This is a genomic window from Corynebacterium sp. LK14, assembly GCF_008042215.1.
Taxonomy (GTDB): Bacteria; Actinomycetota; Actinomycetes; order Mycobacteriales; family Mycobacteriaceae; genus Corynebacterium; species Corynebacterium striatum.
Map to the genome: position 1 here is coordinate 383,262 of NZ_NOVQ01000009.1, position 22,613 is coordinate 405,874.

Annotated in this window: 25 protein-coding genes and 1 riboswitch; of the genes, 16 read left to right on the top strand and 9 right to left on the bottom strand. The window is 60.8% G+C overall.

Features of this window, described 5'->3' with window-relative positions; all coding sequences use genetic code 11:
- Positions 1–45: 45 nt before the first annotated feature.
- A complete protein-coding gene (locus CHU71_RS05130; RefSeq protein WP_147760393.1) occupies positions 46–2,169 on the top strand; it encodes a YhgE/Pip family protein in 2,124 nt (707 codons plus the stop codon).
- 14 nt (positions 2,170–2,183) lie between these two features.
- Here the strand turns inward: CHU71_RS05130 and CHU71_RS05135 are convergent, their stop codons facing one another.
- From CHU71_RS05135 to thiC, 6 genes are all read right to left on the bottom strand, one after another.
- Entirely contained in the window at positions 2,184–3,320 is a 1,137-nt protein-coding gene (locus CHU71_RS05135; RefSeq protein ID WP_147760394.1) for a ThiF family adenylyltransferase, read from the bottom strand.
- Positions 3,320–4,099, bottom strand: coding sequence for a thiazole synthase (locus CHU71_RS05140; protein WP_046645276.1), 780 nt, complete (start codon positions 4,097–4,099; stop codon positions 3,320–3,322). Before CHU71_RS05140 ends, CHU71_RS05135 begins: the two co-directional genes overlap by 1 nt.
- A 4-nt stretch (positions 4,100–4,103) precedes the next feature.
- Complete coding sequence (gene thiS, locus CHU71_RS05145; RefSeq protein ID WP_046645277.1) at positions 4,104–4,301, bottom strand: sulfur carrier protein ThiS; 198 nt, start codon at positions 4,299–4,301, stop codon at positions 4,104–4,106.
- A gap of 45 nt (positions 4,302–4,346) precedes the next feature.
- Positions 4,347–5,462 (bottom strand): glycine oxidase ThiO, encoded by a 1,116-nt coding sequence (gene thiO / locus CHU71_RS05150; protein WP_005528883.1) that lies wholly within the window; start codon positions 5,460–5,462, stop codon positions 4,347–4,349.
- Positions 5,459–6,100 (bottom strand): thiamine phosphate synthase, encoded by a 642-nt coding sequence (locus tag CHU71_RS05155; protein ID WP_082254282.1) that lies wholly within the window; start codon positions 6,098–6,100, stop codon positions 5,459–5,461. The genes thiO and CHU71_RS05155 overlap by 4 nt, the downstream gene beginning before the upstream one ends.
- Positions 6,093–7,850, bottom strand: a complete 1,758-nt coding sequence (gene thiC, locus CHU71_RS05160; RefSeq protein ID WP_147760395.1) for a phosphomethylpyrimidine synthase ThiC — start codon at positions 7,848–7,850, stop codon at positions 6,093–6,095. Before thiC ends, CHU71_RS05155 begins: the two co-directional genes overlap by 8 nt.
- Positions 7,847–7,962: riboswitch (TPP riboswitch) on the bottom strand. (Overlaps the previous gene by 4 nt.)
- Before the next feature lie 174 nt (positions 7,963–8,136).
- Between thiC and rplS the strand changes: the two genes are divergently transcribed.
- Positions 8,137–8,481 (top strand): 50S ribosomal protein L19, encoded by a 345-nt coding sequence (gene rplS, locus CHU71_RS05165; protein ID WP_086891147.1) that lies wholly within the window; start codon positions 8,137–8,139, stop codon positions 8,479–8,481.
- Between the two features lie 124 nt (positions 8,482–8,605).
- Here the strand turns inward: rplS and CHU71_RS05170 are convergent, their stop codons facing one another.
- Positions 8,606–8,797 carry a hypothetical protein gene (locus CHU71_RS05170; RefSeq protein WP_147760396.1) on the bottom strand — a complete coding sequence of 64 codons (192 nt, stop codon included), beginning with the start codon at positions 8,795–8,797 and terminating at the stop codon, positions 8,606–8,608.
- A 313-nt stretch (positions 8,798–9,110) separates the two neighbouring features.
- On the opposite strand from CHU71_RS05170, the gene lepB (CHU71_RS05175) reads away from it, so the two are divergent.
- The 8 genes from lepB (CHU71_RS05175) (at position 9,111) to CHU71_RS05210 (ending at position 15,736) form a co-directional block, all read left to right on the top strand.
- Positions 9,111–9,806, top strand: a complete 696-nt coding sequence (lepB, locus tag CHU71_RS05175) for a signal peptidase I (RefSeq protein ID WP_086892381.1) — start codon at positions 9,111–9,113, stop codon at positions 9,804–9,806.
- Between the two features lie 70 nt (positions 9,807–9,876).
- A complete protein-coding gene (lepB, locus tag CHU71_RS05180; protein ID WP_147760397.1) occupies positions 9,877–10,569 on the top strand; it encodes a signal peptidase I in 693 nt (230 codons plus the stop codon).
- Entirely contained in the window at positions 10,556–11,197 is a 642-nt protein-coding gene (locus CHU71_RS05185) for a ribonuclease HII (RefSeq protein WP_147760398.1), read from the top strand. Before lepB (CHU71_RS05180) ends, CHU71_RS05185 begins: the two co-directional genes overlap by 14 nt.
- A gap of 63 nt (positions 11,198–11,260) precedes the next feature.
- Positions 11,261–11,566: a DUF2469 domain-containing protein gene (locus CHU71_RS05190; RefSeq protein ID WP_005528899.1), complete on the top strand. Its 306-nt coding sequence runs from the start codon at positions 11,261–11,263 to the stop codon at positions 11,564–11,566.
- 197 nt (positions 11,567–11,763) lie between these two features.
- Positions 11,764–12,132 carry a YraN family protein gene (locus tag CHU71_RS05195; RefSeq protein ID WP_005528901.1) on the top strand — a complete coding sequence of 123 codons (369 nt, stop codon included), beginning with the start codon at positions 11,764–11,766 and terminating at the stop codon, positions 12,130–12,132.
- Positions 12,119–13,639 carry a YifB family Mg chelatase-like AAA ATPase gene (locus CHU71_RS05200; RefSeq protein ID WP_147760399.1) on the top strand — a complete coding sequence of 507 codons (1,521 nt, stop codon included), beginning with the start codon at positions 12,119–12,121 and terminating at the stop codon, positions 13,637–13,639. The genes CHU71_RS05195 and CHU71_RS05200 overlap by 14 nt, the downstream gene beginning before the upstream one ends.
- On the top strand, positions 13,636–14,814 hold the full coding sequence (gene dprA / locus CHU71_RS05205) for a DNA-processing protein DprA (RefSeq protein ID WP_005528904.1): 1,179 nt from the start codon (positions 13,636–13,638) through the stop codon (positions 14,812–14,814). Before CHU71_RS05200 ends, dprA begins: the two co-directional genes overlap by 4 nt.
- A gap of 22 nt (positions 14,815–14,836) precedes the next feature.
- Positions 14,837–15,736, top strand: a complete 900-nt coding sequence (locus tag CHU71_RS05210; protein ID WP_147760400.1) for a tyrosine recombinase XerC — start codon at positions 14,837–14,839, stop codon at positions 15,734–15,736.
- Here the strand turns inward: CHU71_RS05210 and CHU71_RS05215 are convergent.
- Entirely contained in the window at positions 15,699–16,226 is a 528-nt protein-coding gene (locus tag CHU71_RS05215) for a M23 family metallopeptidase (protein WP_046645283.1), read from the bottom strand. The genes CHU71_RS05210 and CHU71_RS05215 overlap by 38 nt on opposite strands.
- Before the next feature lie 382 nt (positions 16,227–16,608).
- Between CHU71_RS05215 and rpsB the strand changes: the two genes are divergently transcribed.
- The 5 genes from rpsB (at position 16,609) to CHU71_RS05240 (ending at position 20,885) form a co-directional block, all read left to right on the top strand.
- Complete coding sequence (rpsB, locus tag CHU71_RS05220; protein ID WP_046645284.1) at positions 16,609–17,415, top strand: 30S ribosomal protein S2; 807 nt, start codon at positions 16,609–16,611, stop codon at positions 17,413–17,415.
- Positions 17,416–17,567: 152 nt separating this feature from the next.
- On the top strand, positions 17,568–18,380 hold the full coding sequence (tsf, locus tag CHU71_RS05225; protein ID WP_046645285.1) for a translation elongation factor Ts: 813 nt from the start codon (positions 17,568–17,570) through the stop codon (positions 18,378–18,380).
- A gap of 140 nt (positions 18,381–18,520) precedes the next feature.
- The gene (gene pyrH, locus CHU71_RS05230; protein ID WP_049063482.1) at positions 18,521–19,261 is read left to right on the top strand and encodes a UMP kinase; all 741 of its coding nucleotides are present in this window, start codon (positions 18,521–18,523) and stop codon (positions 19,259–19,261) included.
- Positions 19,262–19,363: 102 nt separating this feature from the next.
- Positions 19,364–19,921, top strand: coding sequence for a ribosome recycling factor (gene frr / locus CHU71_RS05235; RefSeq protein WP_147760401.1), 558 nt, complete (start codon positions 19,364–19,366; stop codon positions 19,919–19,921).
- Between the two features lie 82 nt (positions 19,922–20,003).
- Positions 20,004–20,885 (top strand): phosphatidate cytidylyltransferase, encoded by an 882-nt coding sequence (locus CHU71_RS05240; protein WP_181814987.1) that lies wholly within the window; start codon positions 20,004–20,006, stop codon positions 20,883–20,885.
- A gap of 79 nt (positions 20,886–20,964) precedes the next feature.
- Here CHU71_RS05240 and CHU71_RS05245 read toward each other — a convergent pair whose 3' ends face one another.
- A complete protein-coding gene (locus CHU71_RS05245; protein ID WP_147760402.1) occupies positions 20,965–21,354 on the bottom strand; it encodes a lipopolysaccharide assembly LapA domain-containing protein in 390 nt (129 codons plus the stop codon).
- Positions 21,355–21,448: 94 nt separating this feature from the next.
- Here CHU71_RS05245 and rlmN point away from each other — a divergent pair, with 94 nt between their 5' ends.
- Positions 21,449–22,555, top strand: a complete 1,107-nt coding sequence (gene rlmN / locus CHU71_RS05250; RefSeq protein ID WP_147760403.1) for a 23S rRNA (adenine(2503)-C(2))-methyltransferase RlmN — start codon at positions 21,449–21,451, stop codon at positions 22,553–22,555.
- Positions 22,556–22,613: the final 58 nt, after the last annotated feature.

Below are 22,613 nucleotides of genomic sequence, written 5' to 3' on the forward strand. Positions count from 1 at the left end.
GTTTGGCGAAACAAACAAAAGGGTGGCTGCAGTCACCATGCCTTCATGAGGGAGATTTTCGCCTTGCATCAGAAACAAACACCGTTCCACGCCACGCAGCCGGCTGCCCATGCCGTGCAAGAAACGGAAGCGGAAGGGTGGCATCGCATCCTGGACTGGCGCCCGCGGAGCACACTCTCGCGGGTGCTGATTGTTTTCCTGCTGGTAGCGCCAGTCATCCTCGCAGCCACGATGATGTGGGCGATGTGGGACCCTTCCAAGTACATGCGGCAGATTGACCTGGCGGTGGTCAACGAGGACGCAGGCGTGGAAAAGCAGGGCAAATACGTCAACTACGGCGATCAAGTAGTAGAAGGCCTCCTGGAAACTGACTACCTGAACTTCGCCGAGATGAACGCCCAGGAGGCAAACGATGGGTTGTTAAAGGGCAAGTACCTGATGGTGGTGACCATCCCAAAGGTTTTCTCGGAGCAAGCGGTCACCATCATCAGCGATAAGCCGGTCAAACCGCAGATCCACTTCGCCAGCAACGACTATTACGGAACGAATGGCTCGGTGATTTCTTCGAGCCTGGTTCCGCAGGTGCAGACCAGCGTTGAGAACGCGATTTCCAAAAAGTATGCGGATCAAGTCATCGAGGGCCTGGTCAAGCTCAGCGATGGCATCGGTGCCGCAGCCGCAGGCGCAAGCCGTCTTGACGAGGGCGTGGGCAAGCTGCAGGCCGGCGGCGAGAAGGCGGTGACCGGCATCGACAAGCTGGATGCCGGAGCGGGCGAGCTCAACAACGGTGCGGGGCAGCTGCACGATGGCACTGGCCGGCTAGTCCAGGGCGTAAGCGAGCTTTCCACGGGCGCGGGCCGGCTTGACGACGGCGCGAATAAGCTGGCGACGGGCTCCGATAAGTTGCTGGAGGGCACGGGCAAGCTTGGCGAAGGCGCCAGCCAAATCGAAGGCGGCGTCGGCCAGCTCACCGGCATGCTCATCCCACTCCTGCAGCAAGCACAGTCAGTGGTGCCGAGCCTCATCGGCTTGGTGGATGTGCTGCGCGGAATGGGAATGACGGACCAGGCAGACCAGCTTTCCGCTTTGCTGACGAAGCTGGATCCGGCAAATAGCAGCAACATGGTCTCCCAGCTGGAGAAACTGCGTGATGGTACGAAGCAGCTGAATTACAACTTGTCCGACCCGAATTCCGAGTACCTAGGTGGCATGCTCAAGCTCAACCAGGGCACGCATCAGCTGGCGGAGGGAACCGGCCAGCTGAAAAGTGGAGTGGGCAAGCTATCGACCGGTGCCGTGCAGCTGAATGAAGGCGCGGGACGCCTGGCAGAGGGCACCACGAGCCTCAAGGATGGTACCGGTCAGTTGAAGAGCGGCGGTGCCCAATTGAAAGACGGCATCGATAGGCTCAAGGATGGTTCGGGTCAGCTCGCCACGAAGCTGGGCGAGGGCGCTGCGAAGGCCCCGCGTATTACCCAGCCGGACGTGACCGCACAGAATATGGCGGTGCCGATCAACTTCACTGAATCCAACGTCCATCCGGTGCAGACCGGCGTTAGTGCCGTCGACCCAACCAAGAAGGAAATCACGGGCGGCGTCTCGATGCTTCTGGTGCTCGTCTTTGGCTTCCTAGCCATGCTGCTGCTCGCTATGACCCTGCCTTATTATCTGCGTGGCATTTTGCCCGCATTCGCGCTGGTTAGCGGCATCAACTTCTTGTTGTTGCTGGGTATGGCGCTGATGTCCACGCTTATGGGCTGGCACCCGGCAAGCTGGCCGATGATGCTGGGAGTGCTCGCAGCAATCGCGATGGTGGGTGCTGCCACCTACCAGCTGCTGCTGGTGACCTTCGGGCGCAGGATTGGCGCCATCTTCGCGGTCGGCGTTTTTGCCATGGGCGTCATGGTCTTCGGCGGCGTGTGGCCCACGGCGGCCATCCCGGCACCGCTGCGTTTGCTGCATCCATTGCACCCGATGACCTATGCCAAGAATGCCTTCACCCGCGCCACCGATGGCATTCATGACGGCACCTTCGCCGGCGGCATCATGGTCTTGTTCAGCGTCACCGTCTTGGCGGTAGCCGCTAGCTACCTCATCTTCCGCGCACGCCACCACGGTACCGCGCGCCTATTGGACGAGCACAAGGTCATGACAGCGACCACGGCTTAAGCGGCGTGCGCGAGCTAACTAAGCTCCCGGTGTAGGCGCTCCGCGCCGCCGGGGTAGCTGCGCAGCCGCAGTCCAAGCCCTGCGGCGAGCTCGCCATAGCGCAGCGCGAACCCGGCGCTCCGGCTGCCAGAATCACAAATTACCCAGACGGTGCCGCCAGCCGGAGCATCTAAAGAGCCCAGCGCCTCGCGCACCATCTCATCGCCAGCGGTGCCTGCAGCAATCGTGTGAAAAGGCAGAGCGCGCTGGCGCAAGTTCGCCGGCAGCGAGCTATAAAGCAGTGCGGACGGGTCGCGGATGTCGAGGAAGCACTCCGCAGCTTCGCCAGCGCTAGCAGCAACGCCAGCGCTAGCAGCAACGCTGGCGTTGGAGTCGAGCTCGGCATGAGCCTCCAGTGAGGTGCATAGTGCGCGCCCGGGATCGGCGCTGACGCGGAAGCTGCGCAGACTAGCTGGGTACGCGGTGTAGCTGGATACCTGGCCCACGGTGGTGTCGATTCCGGTGAACCAGCCAATCGCGGCGGTGGCCATCAGCCCGCCGATGACGGAGGTGGTAGCTCCCAGAACACCGGCGCTGGCGCAATCGGGAAGGGCATCGGCAGTGGGAGCGGCAGGGAAGAGGTCGCGCAAACCGCAGCCGCGGCCATCCGGGGTGAAAGTGCCTGAATGCCATAGTGCTACGTCGCCGCGAAAACCCAAGACGGTGCCCCAGACCAGCGGAGTCGAGGTTGCCTCGCAGGCGTCGGCGATGAGGTACTTCGTGTCGAAGGTATCTGTGCCGTCGATAACGAGGTCTGTGTCCTGACACAGATGCAGTGCATTGTCTGCGCTAAATCGGGCGACTTTCGCCTCGATGTGTATCTCTGGCTGTAGCTCGCGGGCGCGCCGGGCGGCGACCGCGGCCTTGGGCTGGCCCACGTCATCCACACCGAAGAGCACCTGGCGGTGGATATTGCTCAGCGCTACCTCGTCATCGTCGATGAGCGTAATGTGCCCGATACCCGCGGCGGCCAGCTGCTGCAGGACCGGGCAGCCCAATCCGCCCGCACCCACGATGAGCACGTGCGCGCGGTTAAGCGCAACCTGCGCATCCTGGCCGATTAGCACCTGTTGGCGCGCGGTGCGGGCAGACTCGAGTTCGCTAAGGCCCACTAGAGCACCTCATCGGCCCAGCTGGCAAGGCCTTCAAAGGTCGAGGAGGCTTGGGCATGCTCGCGGCGCGGGATGCGTCCTGCTTGGCGGGCATAGTGCCCGGCGGCCACCGCATGACGCATAGCGTGGGCCATGGCCACGGGGTCTTGGCAGCGGTTGATAGCGCTGGCCAGCAGAACCCCGTCACAGCCTAGCTCCATCGCGAGGGCGGCGTCGGAGGCGGTGCCGATGCCGGCGTCGACAAGCACGGGCACACTGGCGCGCGCGGCGATGAGCTCGATGTTGTGGGGATTTAAGATACCCAGCCCCGTGCCGATCGGCGCGCCCAGCGGCATCACGGCGGAAGCGCCCGCATCCTCCAAGCGCAGCGCCGCCACTGGGTCATCGCTGGTATAGGCCAAGACCGTAAACCCCTCTGCCACGAGGAGCTCGGTGGCGTCGATGGTTTCTACGACATCGGGAAGCAGCGTGTGTTCATCCGCGATGACTTCTACCTTGACCCAATTGGTGCCTAGCGCCTCGCGTGCCAGCTGCGCCGTGAGCACGGCATCGCGCGCGGTGCGGCAGCCCGCGGTATTCGGCAGCGGCTCGATGTTAAGCCGGCGCAGCAAGTCAAAGACGCTCTCGCCACCTGCCTGCGCGCTGTGGCGGCGCATCGCCACGGTGGTCAGCTGCGTGCCGGAGGCTACCAGCGCTTTTTCCAGCGCGTCCTGGCTGCTTGCGCCTCCCGTGCCCATGATGAGCCGGGATTCAAAGCTCTTATCCGCGATTGTCAGCACTTTACTAGCCTCCCTGGATTGCAGTAAGAACATCGATGACCGCGCTTTCTTCGAGGCGGGTGTCTTCCCACGCCGAGCGCGGAACCACCGCGCCATTAATAGCCACCGCAGTGCCCGCTTCTGGTGCATTGACCTCGGCAATCAGTGATGCCACTGTTGCTGCGGTGGTATCCATCTTCTGCCCGTTGTAGGTGATTGTCATCGTGTTCCTTTTACCTGTCTTGATATAGCTGTCTGTACTTCGGCTCTAGCGCGCAAAGCGCAGCGGGTCACAGGCCGAAAGGTCGATGCTGGGGTCCTCGCCGAGGACGAGCTCGCGCGTACACCGTGCGCCGAAGGCGGCTAGCAGGATGCCATGGCGGAAATACCCAGTGGAGACAATGAGCCTGTCACTCACGCGCCCCAAGTAGGGAAGATCATCAGGCGTGCCCGGGCGGGCGCCGGTGGTGGCTTCTAGGAACTCGCAATCCTCGATGCCCGGCAGCACCCGGATGGCATCGCGCAGCAAGTCATAGACACCGCCGGCCAGCGGGGCATGGAGGCTATCCTCGCGGCTGGTCGCGCCCACGGCGATGGTTCCGTCGCCGCGTGGAATCAGATAGATAGGGCGGTCTTCCACGAATCCGCGCACCACGCGGTTTAGTAGCGGGCGGCGTTGCTCTGGCACACGTAGGCGCAGGATGTCGCCATAGACTGGGCGCAGCGGTTGCGACCATCCGCTAAGACCATTCGCCCCCAGTCCGGCGGCCAGCACCACCTGGTCTGCGGCGAAGGTACCTTCTTCGGTGTGTACCATTCCGCCGTCGACTCCATCGTCGATGTGTGTGACCTTTGTGCGGTGAAAGCGCACGCCTAAGTTTTCCGCGGCGTCATATAGCGCGAGCGCCCATTGCCGGGGGAAGACCTGCGTATCCCCAGGAATTGAGACGGCGCCGGCCAGGCGTGGGCTCAGCCCCGGTTCGAGGGAGCGCGCCTGCCGCACGGTGATGCGCTCGACCTGCATGCCGTGCGCATTCTGGTAGTCCATGAGCTCTGACAAATGCTGGGAATCGGCGCGGTCCGCGGCTACCACGAGCGTGCCTTCGTCGCGGTAGCCGGTATCGAGGTCGCTGTGCTTGGCGACGGCCGCGATAAGCTCCGGATACCACTTGCCTGAGGCCTGCATCAGCGGAAAGAGCGGGTCTTGTTGATAGACCACCTCCGCGGCGGGAGCCAGCATGCCGCCGGCATGGTGCGTGGCGCCGGATGCCGGCGCTGGGTCGAAGACATCGACATTGATCCCTGACTGCGCCATCTCTACTGCGGTGGCAAGGCCAATGACCCCGGCGCCGACGATGGCAACGCTTGAGCTGGCAGTGCTCATGCGCGACCTTTCTCGAATTCGCTCAGGAGACGCTCGCAGTAGGCGGCCGGGTCCGGGGCATTCATGATTCCGCGCACGACGGCCAGGCCGTCGACGCCGGTTGCAGCGAGCTCGGCGGCATCATCCGCGGTGACGTCGCCGATGGCGACTACGGGCAGCTGCGAGGCGGCGACGATCTCTGGGTAGCCCTGGAGCCCCAGCGGGGTGCGCCCGGAATCCTTCGTCGGGGTAGCGCGGAAGGGACCGCAGCCGACGTAGTCGAGGACGTCCGCGTACTGGTTCGCGTCCCTAATTAACTCAAGCGTTCCCGTGGTCAGGCCAATTATGGCATCGGGGCCGAGCAGCTCACGCGCGGCACGTGGGCAGAGATCGTCCTGGCCGATGTGCACGCCGTGTACGGGCGCGCCCGCGCAACGCAGAGCTAGGGCGACGTCGACGCGGTCGTCGATAAGCACGTGCGCGCGCGGATTTACCTCGTGCACCGTCTCGGCCACGCGGGCGCCCAAATCATAGAGCGAGCGGGCAGAAATAGGCTTTGAGCGCACCTGCACCACGCCCGCGCCGCCACGCACGGCGGCCGCGGCAATCTCCGGTGTCATATTGGTGCCGGTGACGAAGTAACAGCGCAGATCAAGCACGGCCGGCTGGCTCCTTGTCTGCCGTTTGATAGAGCTTGGAGCCTTGAGCCTTGAACTCGGCTGACATCATTGCCTCGCCCGCCTTGGCATCGACGGGGAAGCTCGGCATGCCCAGGGAATCTGAGAAAGTATCGCGAATATCCTGGCTAATCCGCATGGAGCAGAACTTCGGGCCGCACATCGAGCAGAAGTGCGCGGTCTTAGCAGGCTCGGCGGGCAGAGTCTCGTCGTGGTATTCCTGTGCGGTTTCCGGGTCGAGGGAAAGCGCGAATTGATCGTGCCACCGGAACTCGAAGCGCGCCTTGCTCATCGCGTCATCCCACGCCCGCGCGCCGGGGTGCCCCTTTGCCACGTCGGCGGCATGCGCGGCGAGCTTATAGGTGATGACACCGGTCTTGACGTCGTCGCGGTTGGGAAGGCCCAGGTGCTCCTTTGGGGTGACGTAGCAGAGCATCGCGGTGCCGCCCATTGCAATGTGCGCGGCGCCGATGGCGGAAGTGATGTGGTCGTAACCAGGCGCGATGTCGGTGACCAAGGGGCCGAGTGTGTAGAACGGGGCGTCGGAAGCCCAGTCCTGTTCCAGCTCGTTGTTTTCCTGGATCATGTTGAGCGGGACGTGGCCGGGGCCCTCCACCATGACCTGCACGTCGTACTCCCAGGCCCGGCGGGTGAGCTCGCCGATGGTCTTGAGCTCGGCGAATTGCGCGGTGTCGTTTGCGTCGGCAAGGCTGCCCGGGCGCAGGCCATCGCCCAAGGAGAAAGCTACGTCGTACTGCGCGAAAATCTCGCAGAGCTCGTCGAAGTTCTCGTAGAGGAAGGACTCCTTGTGGTGAGCCAAGCACCAGCCCGCCATGATGGAACCGCCGCGGGAGACAATTCCGGTGACGCGCCCCGTGGTCAACGGGATGAAGGGCAGCAACACACCGGCGTGGATGGTCATGTAGTCAACGCCCTGTTCGCACTGCTCGATGACGGTGTCGCGGAAGATCTCCCAGGTGAGGTCCTCGGCGATGCCGCCCACCTTCTCCAGCGCCTGGTAGATGGGCACGGTGCCAATTGGCACAGGGGAGTTGCGCAGGATCCACTCGCGGGTGGTGTGGATGTCGTCACCCGTGGACAGGTCCATCACCGTGTCTGCGCCCCAACGGGTAGCCCAGCGCAGTTTGGACACTTCTTCGGCGATAGAAGAAGTCACTGCGGAGTTGCCGATGTTGGCGTTGATCTTGGTGAGGAACTTGCGGCCGATAATCATCGGCTCCGATTCCGGGTGGTTGATGTTGTTCGGAATGATGGCGCGGCCGCGGGCCACTTCAGAGCGGACAAACTCCGGATCGCAGTGCTCGCGTAGCGCCACAAACTCCATTTCCTTGGTGATGATTCCCTGGCGTGCATAGTGCATCTGCGTGACTCGCTTGCCCGGCTTGGCGCGCAAAGGAGCGCGCTTTTGCCCGCGCCATTCCTGGGATGCAGCGCCGCGGCGCTGCGCGGACTTGCCGTCGTCGGCCAGATTGCGCTCGCGGCCGGCGTACTCCTCGACGTCGTCGCGCTGAGCGATCCATTCGCTGCGCAGCCCCGGAAGGCCCACCTCCGGCTCACACTCTGGACCGCGTGTGCGGTAGACACGGAAAGGCTCGTTTGGCCCCGTTGGGGAGTCATCTAGAGCGATTTCGGTCTCCGGAACTTCCAGTCCGTTTGCGCGGATGGGGGAGTAAGAATGCTTGGGGTGGATCTCATTAGGGGTAGCCGTCATGGCGCCTTCCTCTCTTCCTTCGCTGGTGCTAACCAGACAGGTTCAAACGGTCTAGACGCGGTCTTGGCGCCTATCTCAGCCCACTTCTTCGTGGGCACCCGTGGGGTACTTGCACCGATCACAATAAAGGTCCGCGCCGTGTTTGTCTTGCAATTACCCAAATTTGGTGTCAGGGCGGCCGATATGGAACAATTCCACTGTTCTATGTAACAGGCACGAACCGGTCAGCTTCTTCAAGGTTGAAGGGGCGCTAGGGTCCTCTGTCTTAAACTGAAAAGGAAAAACAATGGCTAACCTCATTGACAAGGTAGATGCAGCCCAGCTGCGCGACGACGTCCCGGCTTTCCGCCCGGGCGACACCCTCGACGTAAACGTAAAGGTTATCGAGGGCAACACCCAGCGTGTTCAGCTCTTCAAGGGCGTTTGCATCCGCCGCCAGGGTTCTGGCATCCGTGAGACCTTCACCGTCCGTAAGGTCTCCTTCGGTATCGGCGTTGAGCGTACCTTCCCGGTTCACTCCCCGAACATCGAGTCCATCCAGGTTGTACGCCGCGGCCGCGTCCGCCGTGCAAAGCTGTACTACCTGCGCGACCTGCGCGGCAAGAAGGCTCGCATCAAGGAGCGCCGCTAGTTCTAGCGCCGAAAGCGCCCGCCTCCGTCTTCGTTCCTCATTCGAGGTTCGAGAGGGGAGCGGGCGCTTTTGCTATGTCTGGACTGTTAGCTTTGCTCTAGTTTTCTTGGTTTTGGTCCTGCGCTTAAATCTGTGCTGAGCCGGTGCCTGGCTGCGGGGTGGAGCCCTGGGCCATTCGCTGCTCGGTGAGCATTTGCTTAATGTCTTGTTGGTCGCTCCTTACCTTTTTCGCCCACCAGACGACGCCCGCGACGATCGCAACGATGATCAGTAGCGGTACGAGTATGAAAAGAAGTTCAATTATTCCTATCGACATAAACAGCACGCTACTTCAGGCGGAAAAGTAGTTCAATACTTTTTGATGGAAGCTTGTGGAGCTCGCGGGGGACTGATGGGGGATTCGGCGAGCTTAGAGTTCGCTGAATGCTTTCGTCGGGGTGCCGGTTTTCGGGCCCATTGTTGCTAGGATTTAGCCCGTGAATAACGAGAAGGAATTCGAAAACCAAAACAGTGAGATTTCTGCTGCGCCAGGTAACTCCGGTGCAAACGAAGATGTCACTGGCCGCCAGGTCGCTACCGAGAAGGTCACGCCGGTAGAAAAAGGCTTTGACAAGGGCGAGAAGAAAGAGATGCCCTGGATTCTGGAAACGCTCCTCGTTATTGTGTGTGTGCTTGCGGTCGTCGGTTTGGTACAGACCTTTATTGGCCGCCAATACGTCATCCCGTCTGGTTCTATGGAACCAACCTTGCATGGATGCGACGGTTGCACGAATGACCGCATCTTCACAGAGAAGATTTCTTACTACGGTGACAAGGGCCCAGAGCCTGGCGACGTCGTGGTCTTTGAGGGCACCGAAGACTGGAACCGTAACTACGTGTCGCCGCGCTCGAACAATAGCGTGATCCACGCGATCCAGGACGCACTTAGCTATGTGTCTTTGACCCCGCCAGATGAGAATACTCTGGTCAAGCGTGTCATTGCTACTGGTGGCCAGACTGTTTCCTGCCAGGAAGGTGATCCAGCAGTCATGGTTGACGGTAAACCCATCGAGCAGGACTATGTCATGGATCCGCCAACCTACCCTGTGGATAAAACCACCGGTTCCGAGGCATGCGGTGGCGCATACTTTGGTCCAATCACCGTTCCAGAAGGCAACATTTGGGTCATGGGTGACAACCGCACTGCCTCCGCGGACTCCCGCTACCACATGCAAGATCAGTACCATGGCACGATTCCCGTAGAAAACGTTCGCGGCAAGGTCATGTTTGTGCTGTTCCCGTTTAGCCGCATCGGTGGGATCGATGACCCAGACATCCAAGCCTAGGGGGTCTGGGGCTAACAGTCCCCGCATTCGTGCTGCAAAGCCGCGGCGGGCGGAGGAAGAGCGCGTCCGTATGCGCGATTTGCTGCCCACGGTCGTGGCCGTGTTTGTGTTCTTGGCTCTAATGCAGACTTTCGTGGGCCGGATGTATCTCATTCCTTCGGCCTCCATGGAGCCCACGTTGCATGGCTGTGCGGGGTGTAAGAATGACCGCATTGTGGTCCAAAAGCTCAGCTACTACTTCTCCGATCCACGCCCTGGCGATGTCGTGGTCTTTGCCGGTGAGGATTCCTGGAACGCCTCTTTCCAGGTTCAGCGCTCCGACAACGTGTTGGTACGCGGACTGGAAAATGCAGGTGCCGCAATCGGCTTGCTGCCCAACGGTGAGAACATTTTGGTCAAACGCGTCATAGCCACAGAAGGCCAGACGGTGTCCTGCGAAGCAGGGGATCCCGCCGTCATGGTCGATGGTTTACCCATCGACCAGTCCTACGTGAAAACACCCGCCGAAATGCCCGTCGATGAAGCCGTAGGCTCGGATGCTTGCGGCGGTGCTTACTTTGGTCCCGTGACCGTCCCGGAAGGCAACATTTGGGTCATGGGAGACAATCGCACTAACTCGCTCGACTCGCGTGCGCATTTGGGCGATCATCTGCAGGGCACCATCCCCGTGGACAACGTCCGTGGCAAGGTAGAGGCCGTTGTTTTTCCTATTCCGCGTGCTCACCTGGTCGATGACCCTGACGTTCAAAATGCGGCGTCTTAAACAACAACGCACCTACGAGGTGGCGCTGAGCAAAGCAGGTTTGGGTCCTGTCGCCGGCGTTGATGAGGCAGGGCGCGGAGCCTGCTGCGGGCCGATTACTATTGCCGCCTGCATCCTCCCGGACAGAATCATCCCGGAGCTCGACAAGCTGACGGACTCCAAAAAGCTCAGCCCGGCCACACGTGAAAAACTCTTTCCCATCATCAAGGACAAGGCTGTGGCCTGGTCCGTGGTGCATATTGACGCGCGGGACATCGACAAGCGCGGCATCCAGCACGCCAACGTTTCAGGGATGCGGCGGGCGGTAGCGCGGCTTGATGTTCGCCCGCATTACGTGCTTAGCGACGCCCTGAAAGTCCCCGGCATGCCCGCACCCCAGCTGCCGATTATTGGTGGTGATGCGGCAGCGCGCTGCATTGCCGCGGCGAGCGTGCTGGCCAAAGTCTCCCGTGACCACATCATGGATGAACTCGACGTGGCCTATCCAGGCTATGGATTGGCGGGGCACAAGGGATACGGCACCGCGGCGCATCAGGCTGCGATTGTGAAATTAGGCGCAACCCCAGAGCACCGGATGGGTTATGCCAACGTGGCGAACGCTCATGCGGAATTTCTCGCGCGCGCCTGAATCTGATTACGAAGTTTCCGCGTTAAGCTGATTCACGTTGACCCTGACATTGGAGGAAAGCTAGTGAGCGCAGAGGAACTCGACAACTACGAGGCAGAAGTAGAACTCTCCCTCTACCGTGAATATCGGGACGTCGTCAGCCAGTTCTCCTACGTGGTGGAGACCGAGCGTCGTTTCTACCTCGCCAATGCAGTGGAGCTTATTCCGCATACTTCGGGTCCTGACGTCTACTACGAAGTACGCATGTCCGATGCCTGGGTATGGGACATGTACCGTTCCGCGCGATTCGTGCGCTACGTTCGCGTGATCACCTACAAAGACGTCAACATCGAAGAGCTGGACAAGCCAGACTTCGTCCTGCCGGAGTAGAAGCCTCCGCGGAGCGGCCATACCTCCGCCAGAAATTCGCCCTAAAGTCGCGCCCCATGCGGGATTTCTTCATCCATCGCGATGAGTTATCCACAAAAGGGGCGCTGTGCGCGTTTTGGGGCTAGCGCGTCCTGTCCTCTCTCGGCTGAACTGGCGTGTGCAGGTGTGCTGCATGGACCGGATTCGGGGGAGAGAAAATGTACGGAAAAATGAATAAACGGCACTCGCTGGGCAAGCGGGGCGAGGCTTATGCGGCTTTGTTCTATCGCCAGCGCGGTGCGGAGATTATCGCAGCGAACGTCAACTACGCCGTGGGGGAAATCGACCTCATCGTGCGGGAGGATGACACGTACGTCTTTGTCGAGGTCAAGACCCGGGCGTCGGATGCTTACGGGGTGGCCGAGGCGGTGACTGCGCGCAAGTTGGCGCGCATGCGCAAGGCGGCGTTGCGGTGGCTTGAGGGAAAGCCGCGGTGTTATGTGCGCTTCGACGTGCTGGCACTGGTGGATCAGGGCGCTGAGTTCGAGGTCACGCACTATGAGGGGGTCGAAGATGGCGCTCGGTAGATGCATGACCACGGCTTTGGAGGGCGTGATTGCGCACGTGGTCACGGTGGAGGCCAACGTGGGGGCCGGGCTGCCCGGCGTGCACGTGGTGGGCCTGGCGGATACGGCCATTTCGGAGTCGCGTGACCGCATTCGCACCGCGGTGGTTAACTCGCGGCTGCCGTGGGCAAAAACGCGCGTGGTGGTTTCGATGTCGCCTGCAGCGTTACCGAAGTCGGGTGCGCACTTCGATTTGCCCATGGCCTTGGCGATTCTGGCGGCGCAGATGCCGCCCTCGGAGCGCCTGGAGCGTGCGTTGGTGTTGGGGGAGTTGGGGCTGGACGGCAGCGTGCGCCCGGTCTCTGGAATCATCCCAGCCTTGTTGGCGGCGCGCTCACAAGGTTTCGAGACGCTGGTGATCCCGCCAGGTAACGCGGCTGAAGCTACGCTGGTGCCCGATATTGATGTGGTGGTCGCGGCCACGCTGACCGATGCTTTTGCATGGGCCTATGGTGGGCGCGATCTGCCGAGTGCTCGAGCGGTAGATGCCCCTGCGCATACGCTTGGTGACGGCCCGGACTACCGCGACATCGCCGGGCAACGGGAGGCCAAGTGGGCAGCTGAAGTCGCTGCGGCCGGTGGTCATCACCTGATGTTGGTGGGCCCACCTGGCTCGGGTAAGTCGATGATTGCGGCGCGGCTGCCGTCTATCTTGCCGGCGTTGAGCACTGATCAGTGCGTGGAGGCGACAGCCATCCATTCGCTCGCGGGAACACCCGGTGCGGTCGTCGTGCGCGCGCCGTTTATCGCGCCGCATTCCTCGGTAACGCGTGCGGCCTTGCTGGGGGGCGGTTCGGGCAATCCCCGTCCTGGTGCCGTGAGTCTGGCGCATCACGGAGTGTTGTTCCTCGACGAGGCGAGTGAGGTCTCTGCACGGGTGCTCGATGGCCTGCGTGCGCCGCTGGAAGAGGGGCACGTCCGGATTTCTCGTGCACGCAGGGAGATTACGTTCCCGGCGCGCTTCCAGCTGGTGCTGGCGGCGAACCCTTGCAGGTGTGCTGCGGAGGATGCTTCGAAGTGCACGTGCCGGTCGTCGGACAGACGCAACTATCTGAGCAATCTCTCTGGGCCATTGCGGGATCGCCTCGACATGGTGGTCAACGTTTCGGGCCAAGCCGCAACCCTGAGCGCGGAAGGTGAAGAAGACTCCGCCACGATTGCGCAGCGGGTGGCGCAGGCGCGCCAGCGGGCAGCTGCCCGCTGGCGTGACGACGAGCTGTCGGTGTTCAATAACGGTGCTGTTCCAGCCTCCTATCTGCGGCGACACCGCCCAGCTACGGAAACTGCCATGGCGATGCTTGCAGCGTATTTGGCAGACGGGGAGTTGAGCCAGCGCGGTGTGGACCGCGTGCTGCGCTTGGCATGGACCCTGGCGGATCTGGACGCAAGCCCGCAACCGGACATCGACCACGTGGGCAGAGCGCTCGAGCTGCGCGGCGTCGGTGTATTGGAAAGGCTGGCGGCATGAGCGAGCTGAACTTATCGACACCTCTGCACACCTGGGTTTATCTCAACCGTGTGGTGGAGGGCCCATCCCGCACGTTGCACGGATTGCTTTCGCAGTACCCAGCAGAGGAGATTGCGCACGGAATCTACAACGCGGCCGACTGGATTGGACCGTTGAAGACTGAAACTGCCGGGAGGCGGGATTGGCTGCGGCAAGAAGAGGACATTGCCACGGCAGAAGTCGTAGGAGCACGCCTTATCACCCCGGAGGACGCGGAGTGGCCGGAGGAGGAATTCACTCGGGCCTTTGGTTTCTATCATCAGGGGTTCTCCGATGCGCCGTCTACATTCGATAGTCAGGCTTTCCCACCTCATGCGTTGTGGGTGCGCGGAGCCAATGTGCGCCAGACGGTGGCTCAGTCCGTGGCGCTGGTGGGAACGCGGGCTATAAGCCGCTATGGCTGGGAGGTCTCGCGCATGCTGGCAACGGGATTGGCGCGCCATCAGTGGACTACGGTGTCGGGCGGCGCGCTGGGAGTAGACACGGCTATACACGAGGCGACGCTGGAGCACAACGGGCTCACCGTGGCCGTGGCGCCATGCGGCATCGACCGGGCCTATCCCGCACGTAACGGCAAACTCTTTGATCAGATAACGCGCAGCGGTTGCCTCATCTCTGAATTCGCGCTGGGCACTACACCGCAGCGGCATCGCTTCTTGACGCGCAACCGCTTGGTTGCGGCGCTTTCTGCAGGCACTGTGGTGGTGGAGGCGGCCTTCCGTTCTGGGGCCTTGAACACGTTGAACTGGGCGGAGTCGATGGGCCGTGTGGCCATGGCTGTCCCCGGCCCGGTTACGACTTCGGGGTCGTTGGGTTGCCACATGCGGATTCAGGATCAGCGCGCGCAACTGGTCACCTCGGTCGATGAAATCCGCGGATTACTTGGAACTGTGGGAGGCGTGGACGCTGCTGGGCAGTATGAGCTCGACTTCGCTCCTGACAAAGTGCAGCAGCTTTCCCGGAATGAGCTCAAGGTTTATGACTCGACTCCGCCTTTGGACGAGGAAGGCGTGAGCGCAGAAGACATCGCGGCGGAGGCAGGAATGCGTGTGGCGCTGACGGTGCACCTGTTGGTGGCTTTGCAGAAGCTTGGCCTCGTGGTGCGCGAGGGAAAGCGTTGGAGACGCAGCGAGTGATGCTGGAGTACACTGCTGTGACATGAGTAAGCGAGTAGAGGAGCCCACGGGGCAACTGACCGAGGCAATCGAGGATTTTGCCGAACACCAGTTGTTAGTCCGTGGGCGCTCTGCGGCAACGGTCAAGGGCTACCGCTCGGACCTGCGTGATCTCGCGCGTAGCGTACCGGACTTCGCAAGCTTTGACCTTAATGCTCTGCGCGCCTGGTTAGGCGAAGCGGTTGCACAGGGCAAGTCGCGAGCTACCCTCGCGCGCCGAACTGCTGCCGCCCGAGCGTTCTCCACCTGGGCGGTGCGCGAAGGCCACCTGCAGGCTGATGTGGCAGCGCGACTCGTTAGCCCGAAGGTGGGCAAACATCTTCCCAAGGTTCTTGCTGCAACCGAGGCTGGTGAGCTTGTAGGCAACGCTGCCTCGCACGACGAGGTTCATTTCCTACGTGACAGCGCTATGCTCGAGCTCCTCTATGCCACCGGCATGCGTGTTGCGGAACTGGTGGGCCTTGATGTCGGTGACCTTGATCTGCACCGCCGGACCGCACTGGTCACGGGTAAGGGAAACAAGCAGCGCGTCGTACCCTTTGGCGACGCGGCGTCTAATGCGCTTGCGACCTGGATTGAAAAAGGACGCCTACAACTAGCCGGCGACACTGATGCGGTGTTTGTCGGCACTCGCGGCGCGCGTATCGACCAGCGGCAGGTCCGCCGCGTGGTAGAAAAGGCTGCGCAGATCACCGGCGCTACTGGCCTTACCCCGCACGGGCTGCGCCATACTGCCGCAACGCATCTGCTTGAAGGTGGTGCGGATTTGAGGGTGGTCCAGGAGCTGCTGGGGCACTCCTCTCTGCAGACCACACAGGTCTACACCCACGTATCAGCGAAGCGGCTCAAGGACGTCTACTCCCGCGCCCATCCACGGGCTTGAGCCGGATGACCGGGGCGTCGAGAAGCGAAAGCGGATCGATGTAGGTCTTTTCCACACCGTCGATAAGCGCGCCCCAATGCAAACCCGGCTTACCGTCAACAGGCGGGGCTAGCCTCCCAATGACTTGGCCCTCGCGTACGTGATCGCCCTTGTTGACGTGCGCGAATACCGGTTGATACGTCGTCCGCACACCATCCGCATGGGCGATCGAGACCACCGGTTTGCCGGCCACCTTGCCCACGAAATAAACCGTGCCTTCGCCTGCGGCCAGTACCTCGCCGCCGATGGGTAGATCCAAATCCACACCTCGGTGACCGGCGCTCCATTTCTCCTTCGGTGGATCAAATCCCTCCAGAACCCGGCTGGGGGCTGGACTGCCAGTGGTGGGGTCGACGTAGGCGAAGGCTACTGGCATGGCGGATAGGGCAACGCACCAGAGCGTGAGAATGACAGCAATGAGCGGGACTTTGGGCAAGCGAAACATTTTCATGATGGCAGTATGGAGGCGCCGCTTGCAGTGTTGGAAGAACGAGAAATCTCGCTGTGGATAAAGTGCGACGCGAGATAATAGTGATGAAGATGTGGCGATTGTAGGGGAGATGTCACGCTAAAACTGTGGAATTCGCACGTCGTTTTGGATTTCTTCCCTGGGTGTGGCTAGAATTTGGCCCAGCAGTGTGTCCGGCTTGCCAGGCGCATTGACTACGCGCGGCGAAGTCGTCGCTTCCTGGGTTAAGGAAGAGACAGCGTCGTGTCGACGTGGTCCCCAAGAAATTGGGGTGTTGACCGGTGCCTTCGTTGCTAGGGTGCGGAATAAAACACCGCACATTTTTCATGCAAAACCTAAATCAGCTATAGAAAGCGAGCGAATCATGGCAGTTGTAACCATGCGCGAGCTCCTCGACGCTGGTGTGCACTTCGGCCACCAGACCCGTCGTTGGAACCCGAAGATGAAGCGTTTCATCTTCACCGACCGTAACGGCATCTACATCATCGACCTGCAGCAGACCCTGACCTACATCGATGAGGCTTTCGAGTTCGTCAAGGAGACCGTTGCACACGGCGGCACCATCCTTTTCGTCGGCACCAAGAAGCAGGCTCAGGAAGCAGTTGCTGAGGAAGCAACCCGCGTTGGAATGCCTTACGTCAACCACCGTTGGTTGGGCGGCATGCTCACCAACTTCCAGACCGTTTCCAAGCGTCTGAAGCGCATGAAGGAGCTTCAGGCAATGGACGCAGCTGAGGACGGCTACAAGGGCCGCACCAAGAAGGAAATCCTCATGCTCACCCGCGAGCGCACCAAGCTCGAGCGCGTCCTCGGCGGCATCTCTGAGATGTCCAAGGCTCCGTCCGCACTGTGGATCGTTGACACCAACAAGGAGCACATCGCAGTCAAGGAAGCTCACAAGCTGAACATCCCGGTTGTCGCAATCCTCGACACCAACTGCGATCCGGATGAGGTCGACTTCCCGATCCCGGGCAACGACGACGCAATCCGTGCCACCAAGCTGCTCTCCGGCATCATCGCCACCGCAGTTGAGGAAGGCAAGAAGGCTCGCGAGGAGCGTCAGCTGGCTGCAGCTAAGGAAGCTGCCGGCGACTCCGCTGAGAAGGATGCTCGCGATGCAGCTGAGGCTGCTGCTGCTTCCGACCCAGCATCTGCTGAGTCCGCAGAGTAAAAATTCTAGAGTCCGCCCCCGCTACCGTTGGATCACGGCCGCGGGGGTTTACTCTTCTGCACAAACTCACCCCCAAGGGCGGCGCAAAATTACTGCGTCGAGTACTCTGTTCCATCGAATACTGTTTGAAACCAAGGAGGATCGCCCCAACTATGGCGAACTACACTGCTGCAGACGTTAAGGCACTGCGCGAGGCAACCGGCTCCGGCATGCTTGATTGCAAGAAGGCACTCGACGAGTCCAACGGTGACTACGACAAGGCCGTAGAGTTCCTGCGCATCAAGGGTGCAAAGAACGTTTCCAAGCGCGCTGAGCGCGAGGCTACCGAGGGCCTGGTTGCTGTTTCCGGCAACACCATGGTCGAAATCAACTGTGAGACCGACTTCGTTGCAAAGAACGAGGCATTCAAGGCTTTCGCTACCAAGATCGCTGAGGCTGCTGGCGAGGCTAAGGTCAACTCCGGCGAGGAGCTGAACAACCTCGAAATCGACGGCAAGAAGGTCTCCGAGATCGTCGACGAAGAGTCCGCAAAGACCGGCGAGAAGCTGCAGGCACGCCGTGCAGTCACCGTCGAGGGCGACAACGTCGCTGTCTACCTGCACCAGCGTTCCGCTGACCTGCCGCCGGCAGTTGGCGTTCTCGTTTCCTACGAGGGTGATGCAGAGGGCGCACACGCTGTTGCTCTGCAGATCGCAGCTATGAACGCTGAGTACCTCACCCGCGAGGACGTTCCTGCTGAGGTCGTTGAGAAGGAGCGCGAGATCGCTGAAGCTACCACCCGCGAGGAGGGCAAGCCGGAGGCTGCTCTGCCGAAGATCGTCGAAGGTCGCCTGAACGGCTTCTTCAAGTCCGTCGTTCTTCTCGAGCAGGCTGCTCTGTCTGACTCCAAGAAGACCGTTGAGCAGGTTGCCAAGGAAGCTGGCACCACCATCAAGGGCTTCGTCCGTTACGAGGTTGGCGCCTAAGCTTTAATCGGCTTTCACGCTTGAGCCCTGCTGCACTTGTTTGCAGCAGGGCTTTTTGCTTGCTTGAGCACGAAATATGAGCCAGCGAACATGTGTGGGTAAGATGGAGCGGAATTAAAAACAGCCGCATTAAGGAGACGATGAAGGCCGTGACTAACCCTGACACCAAGCGAACCGGATACAAGCGTGTGATGCTGAAGCTGGGCGGTGAAATGTTCGGAGGTGGCAAGGTCGGCATCGACCCTGACGTCGTGGAGAACGTTGCTCAGCAGATCGCCGACATTGCCAAGCAGGGCACTGAGGTTGCCGTGGTTATCGGTGGCGGAAACTTCTTCCGTGGTGCAGAACTGTCCCAGCGCGGCATGGACCGCGCACGTTCGGATTACATGGGCATGCTTGGCACGGTCATGAACTCCCTTGCGCTACAGGACTTCCTCAAGCAGCAGGGTGTCGACTGCCGCGTCCAGACCTCCATCAACATGGCACAAATTGCGGAGCCATACCTGCCGCTGCGTGCAGACCGCCACCTGGAGAAGGGCCGCGTGGTCATCTTCGGCGCAGGCATGGGTATGCCTTACTTCTCCACGGACACCACGGCGGCACAGCGTGCCCTCGAGATCGGGGCAGAGGTGCTCTTCCTTGCCAAGGCTGTCGACGGCGTCTACTCCGACGACCCACGCACCAACCCAGATGCGGAGCTTTACTCCGAGATCACCCCACGAGAGGTCATCGAAAAGGGCCTTAAGGTCGCAGATGCTACCGCGTTCAGCCTGTGTATGGACAACGATATGCCGATTTTGGTGTTCAACCTTCTGACCGAAGGTAATATCAAGCGCGCCGTCAACGGTGAGCAGATCGGCACCCTCGTAAAATCGCAATAGGAATTCCAATAGGAATTAAGGTCACGTCCTCCCACAGAGGGCGCCTTTACCTGCTAGATTCTTTTCCAGTTACTTTATATTCGAAAAGGGAGTTATAGCCCAATGATCGACGAGATCCGGCTCGAAGCAGAAGAGCACATGACCGCTTCGGTGGAGCACACCCGTGAGCAGCTGATCACCATCCGTACCGGTCGCGCAAACCCAGCAATGTTCAATGGCCTTGTTGCCGAGTACTACGGTGCGCCGACCCCGATTACGCAGATGGCAACCATCTCGGTTCCAGAACCACGCATGATGCTCATCAAGCCTTACGAGCAGTCCATGATCCACGAGATCGAGAACGCAATCCGTAACTCGGATCTCGGCGTTAACCCGACCAACGACGGTCAGGTTTTGCGCGTCACCATTCCACAGCTGACCGAAGAGCGTCGCCGCGACCTCGTGAAGCAGGCCAAGGGCAAGGGCGAAGACGGAAAGATTGCTATCCGCAACATTCGCCGCAAGGCCATGGACCAGTTGAAGAAGCTGCAGAAGGACGGCGACGCCGGCGAGGACGAAGTCGTTGCAGCCGAAAAGGAAATGGAAAAGACCACCGCTGGTTACATCGACCAGGTGGACAAGCTCGTTGCCAACAAGGAAAACGAGCTGATGGAGGTCTAAGCACCTCGAACCTGGCCGCCGGGCGCTATCAGCTCGGCGGCGCTTTTTGTGAGTATCCCATCTTCCTGTGGAAGGAGCGCGCGTGACTAGCGAGTCGAATCGTCGTCTGCCCAAGCCCAAGAACGGCGCCGGCCGCAACCTGCCGGCAGCAGTGGGCGTGGGAGTGGGCCTCGGTGCGCTCGTAGTCCTTGCTGTGTGGCTAGGACCCTTCGCGTGGTACCTCGTCGTGGCGGGAGCTGTGGCAGTGGCTATGTGGGAGGTCCTCACGCGCCTGCGCGAGCACTCTTTCTTCATTCCGCGCACCCTGCTTATCATCCTTGGCCAAGCCATGGTATGGATTTCGTGGCCGCTCGGCGCCCCTGGCCTCGTGGCGGTCTACGTCGTGGCTGTGTTGGCTTTGATGTTCGGGCGGCTGTTCCACAACGGACGCCATCGCCCGCCAATCAACTATCTGCGCGACATGTCCGTGGGTCTGTTCGTATTGACCTGGATTCCGCTCTTCGCCACGTTTGCGGCGATGCTGTCTCGCGTGGAGACTCCGTTTGCGTCAGGCGCGGCGTCGATTGTCGCGTTCATGCTGTGCGTGGTGGCTTCCGATACCGGCGGCTATGTGGCAGGTGTGATGTTTGGCGCGCACCCGATGGCGCCTGCAGTCAGCCCCAAGAAGTCCTGGGAGGGCTTCCTCGGCTCCGTCATCTTCGGCGTCATAACAGGCGCACTCAGCGTCAAGCTCCTTCTGCATCATGACGCCTGGGTAGGCGCAATCATGGGCTTGGGCCTTGTCTTCTGCGCAACGCTCGGCGACTTGGTGGAGTCCCAGTTCAAGCGCGAGCTTGGCATCAAAGATATGTCCCAAATTCTGCCCGGTCATGGTGGACTCATGGACCGCTTGGACGGAATGCTTCCCTCAGCCATGGTGACGTGGGTGGCTGTGAACTTCCTTGCAAACTTCCACGGTTTTTAGAATTCACCCCGAAGCCCAAAAACAAATATTCTCCCTACCGCACAAGCGAAGAAGCTTGAGGGCAGGGAGATTCGTTGTTTTAGCGGTGTTGCTTGGCTTGCTTGCGTACCTGGCGGCGCAGCTCGAACATGCGCCACATGCCGACGAGGGCCATGATGAGCGCGCCTGCAATAGCAAAGATGAGGTATGCAATGCCAGCAGGGAATTCACCGGACCAGTTGAGGAAGTTCATCGGCACCTTCTGCTGATTCTGCAGGATAAACACAATTAGCACGATGAGCAGCAGGAATCCCACGATCAGCGCAACCCAGGTGCTGGCTGCAAAGGAGCCCTTGACCTTGGCGTCTTCACTCGAGGAATACGTAGTCTCAACCTCAGAGTGCGTTGCCGGGGCAGTCTCCGTCACGTAATCACTGGTGTGCTCGCCAGCGGCGGTGGGCTCATTGGCGGGAAATTCTTGATTTGTCATATAACCATTTAATCCTGTGGGCTGTCGGTTACGCCACTTTAGGCCGGTCTCAATTGGGTAAAAGTGCTGAAAACGTGGAAAAATGGGCGGAACCATGGCTGAACCTTTGAAACTTAATTTCTCCGCCCCTCGGCGCGGTTTGCCGCCGAAGCATTTTGCGGATCTGACTCAGGACGAGCGCATCGCTGCGCTCGCCGAACTTGGCCTGCCCAAGTTCCGCGCCAACCAACTAGCCAATCACTACTACGTACACCGCACCGCAGACGTCGAAGAGATGACTGACATCCCAGCGAATAAGCGTGCCGAATTGCAGGAACGGCTTTTCCCAACTCTTATGGAACCCATCCGTCAGACCTCCACTGACGACGGGGAGACTACGAAGTCGCTGTGGCGCCTGCACGACGGCACCATGCTGGAGTCGGTGCTCATGCGGTACCCGGGCCGCGCCACGCTGTGCATTTCCTCCCAGGCCGGCTGCGGTATGGCATGCCCGTTCTGTGCCACCGGCCAGGGTGGCCTTGATCGCAACCTCTCCACAGCTGAGATCGTCGAGCAGTTCCGCCTCGCAGCCAAGCTCATGGAGGACGAGGGCGGCCGCTTGACCAACGTCGTATTTATGGGCATGGGTGAGCCGCTGGCTAACTACAAGCGCGTTGTGCACGCAGTGCGCCAGATTACCGGCCAGGACCTGGAAGGCTTCGGCCTTTCCCAGCGCAACGTCACTGTGTCTACCGTTGGCTTGGCCCCAGCAATTCGCAAGCTTGCCGACGAAGACCTGTCCTGCACCCTGGCAGTATCGCTGCACACCCCGGACGACGAACTCCGTGACTCGCTCGTGCCAGTCAACAACCGCTGGCCGGTAGAGGAGGTGCTGGATGCTGCCCGCTACTACGCCGACAAGTCCGGCCGCCGCGTCTCCATTGAGTACGCGCTTATCCGTGACAAGAACGATCAGGACTTCCGCGCAGACATGCTCGGCCAGAAGCTGCACCGCGCGCTTGGCTCCAAGGTCCACGTGAATGTCATTCCGCTGAACCCTACGCCGGGTTCCGAGTGGGACGCAGCGCCAAAGGCTCGTCAGGACGAGTTCGTCCGCCGCGTCATTGCTCAAGGCGTGCCGTGCACCGTTCGCGACACCAAGGGCGACGAGATCGCCGCCGCTTGTGGCCAGCTGGCTGCCGACGAACGCGAGTCTGCCTAAGCATTCATGCGCTGGCTCGCGCATAGCCGCCCCAGCGCATGTTCCCGCGCCCCTCAAG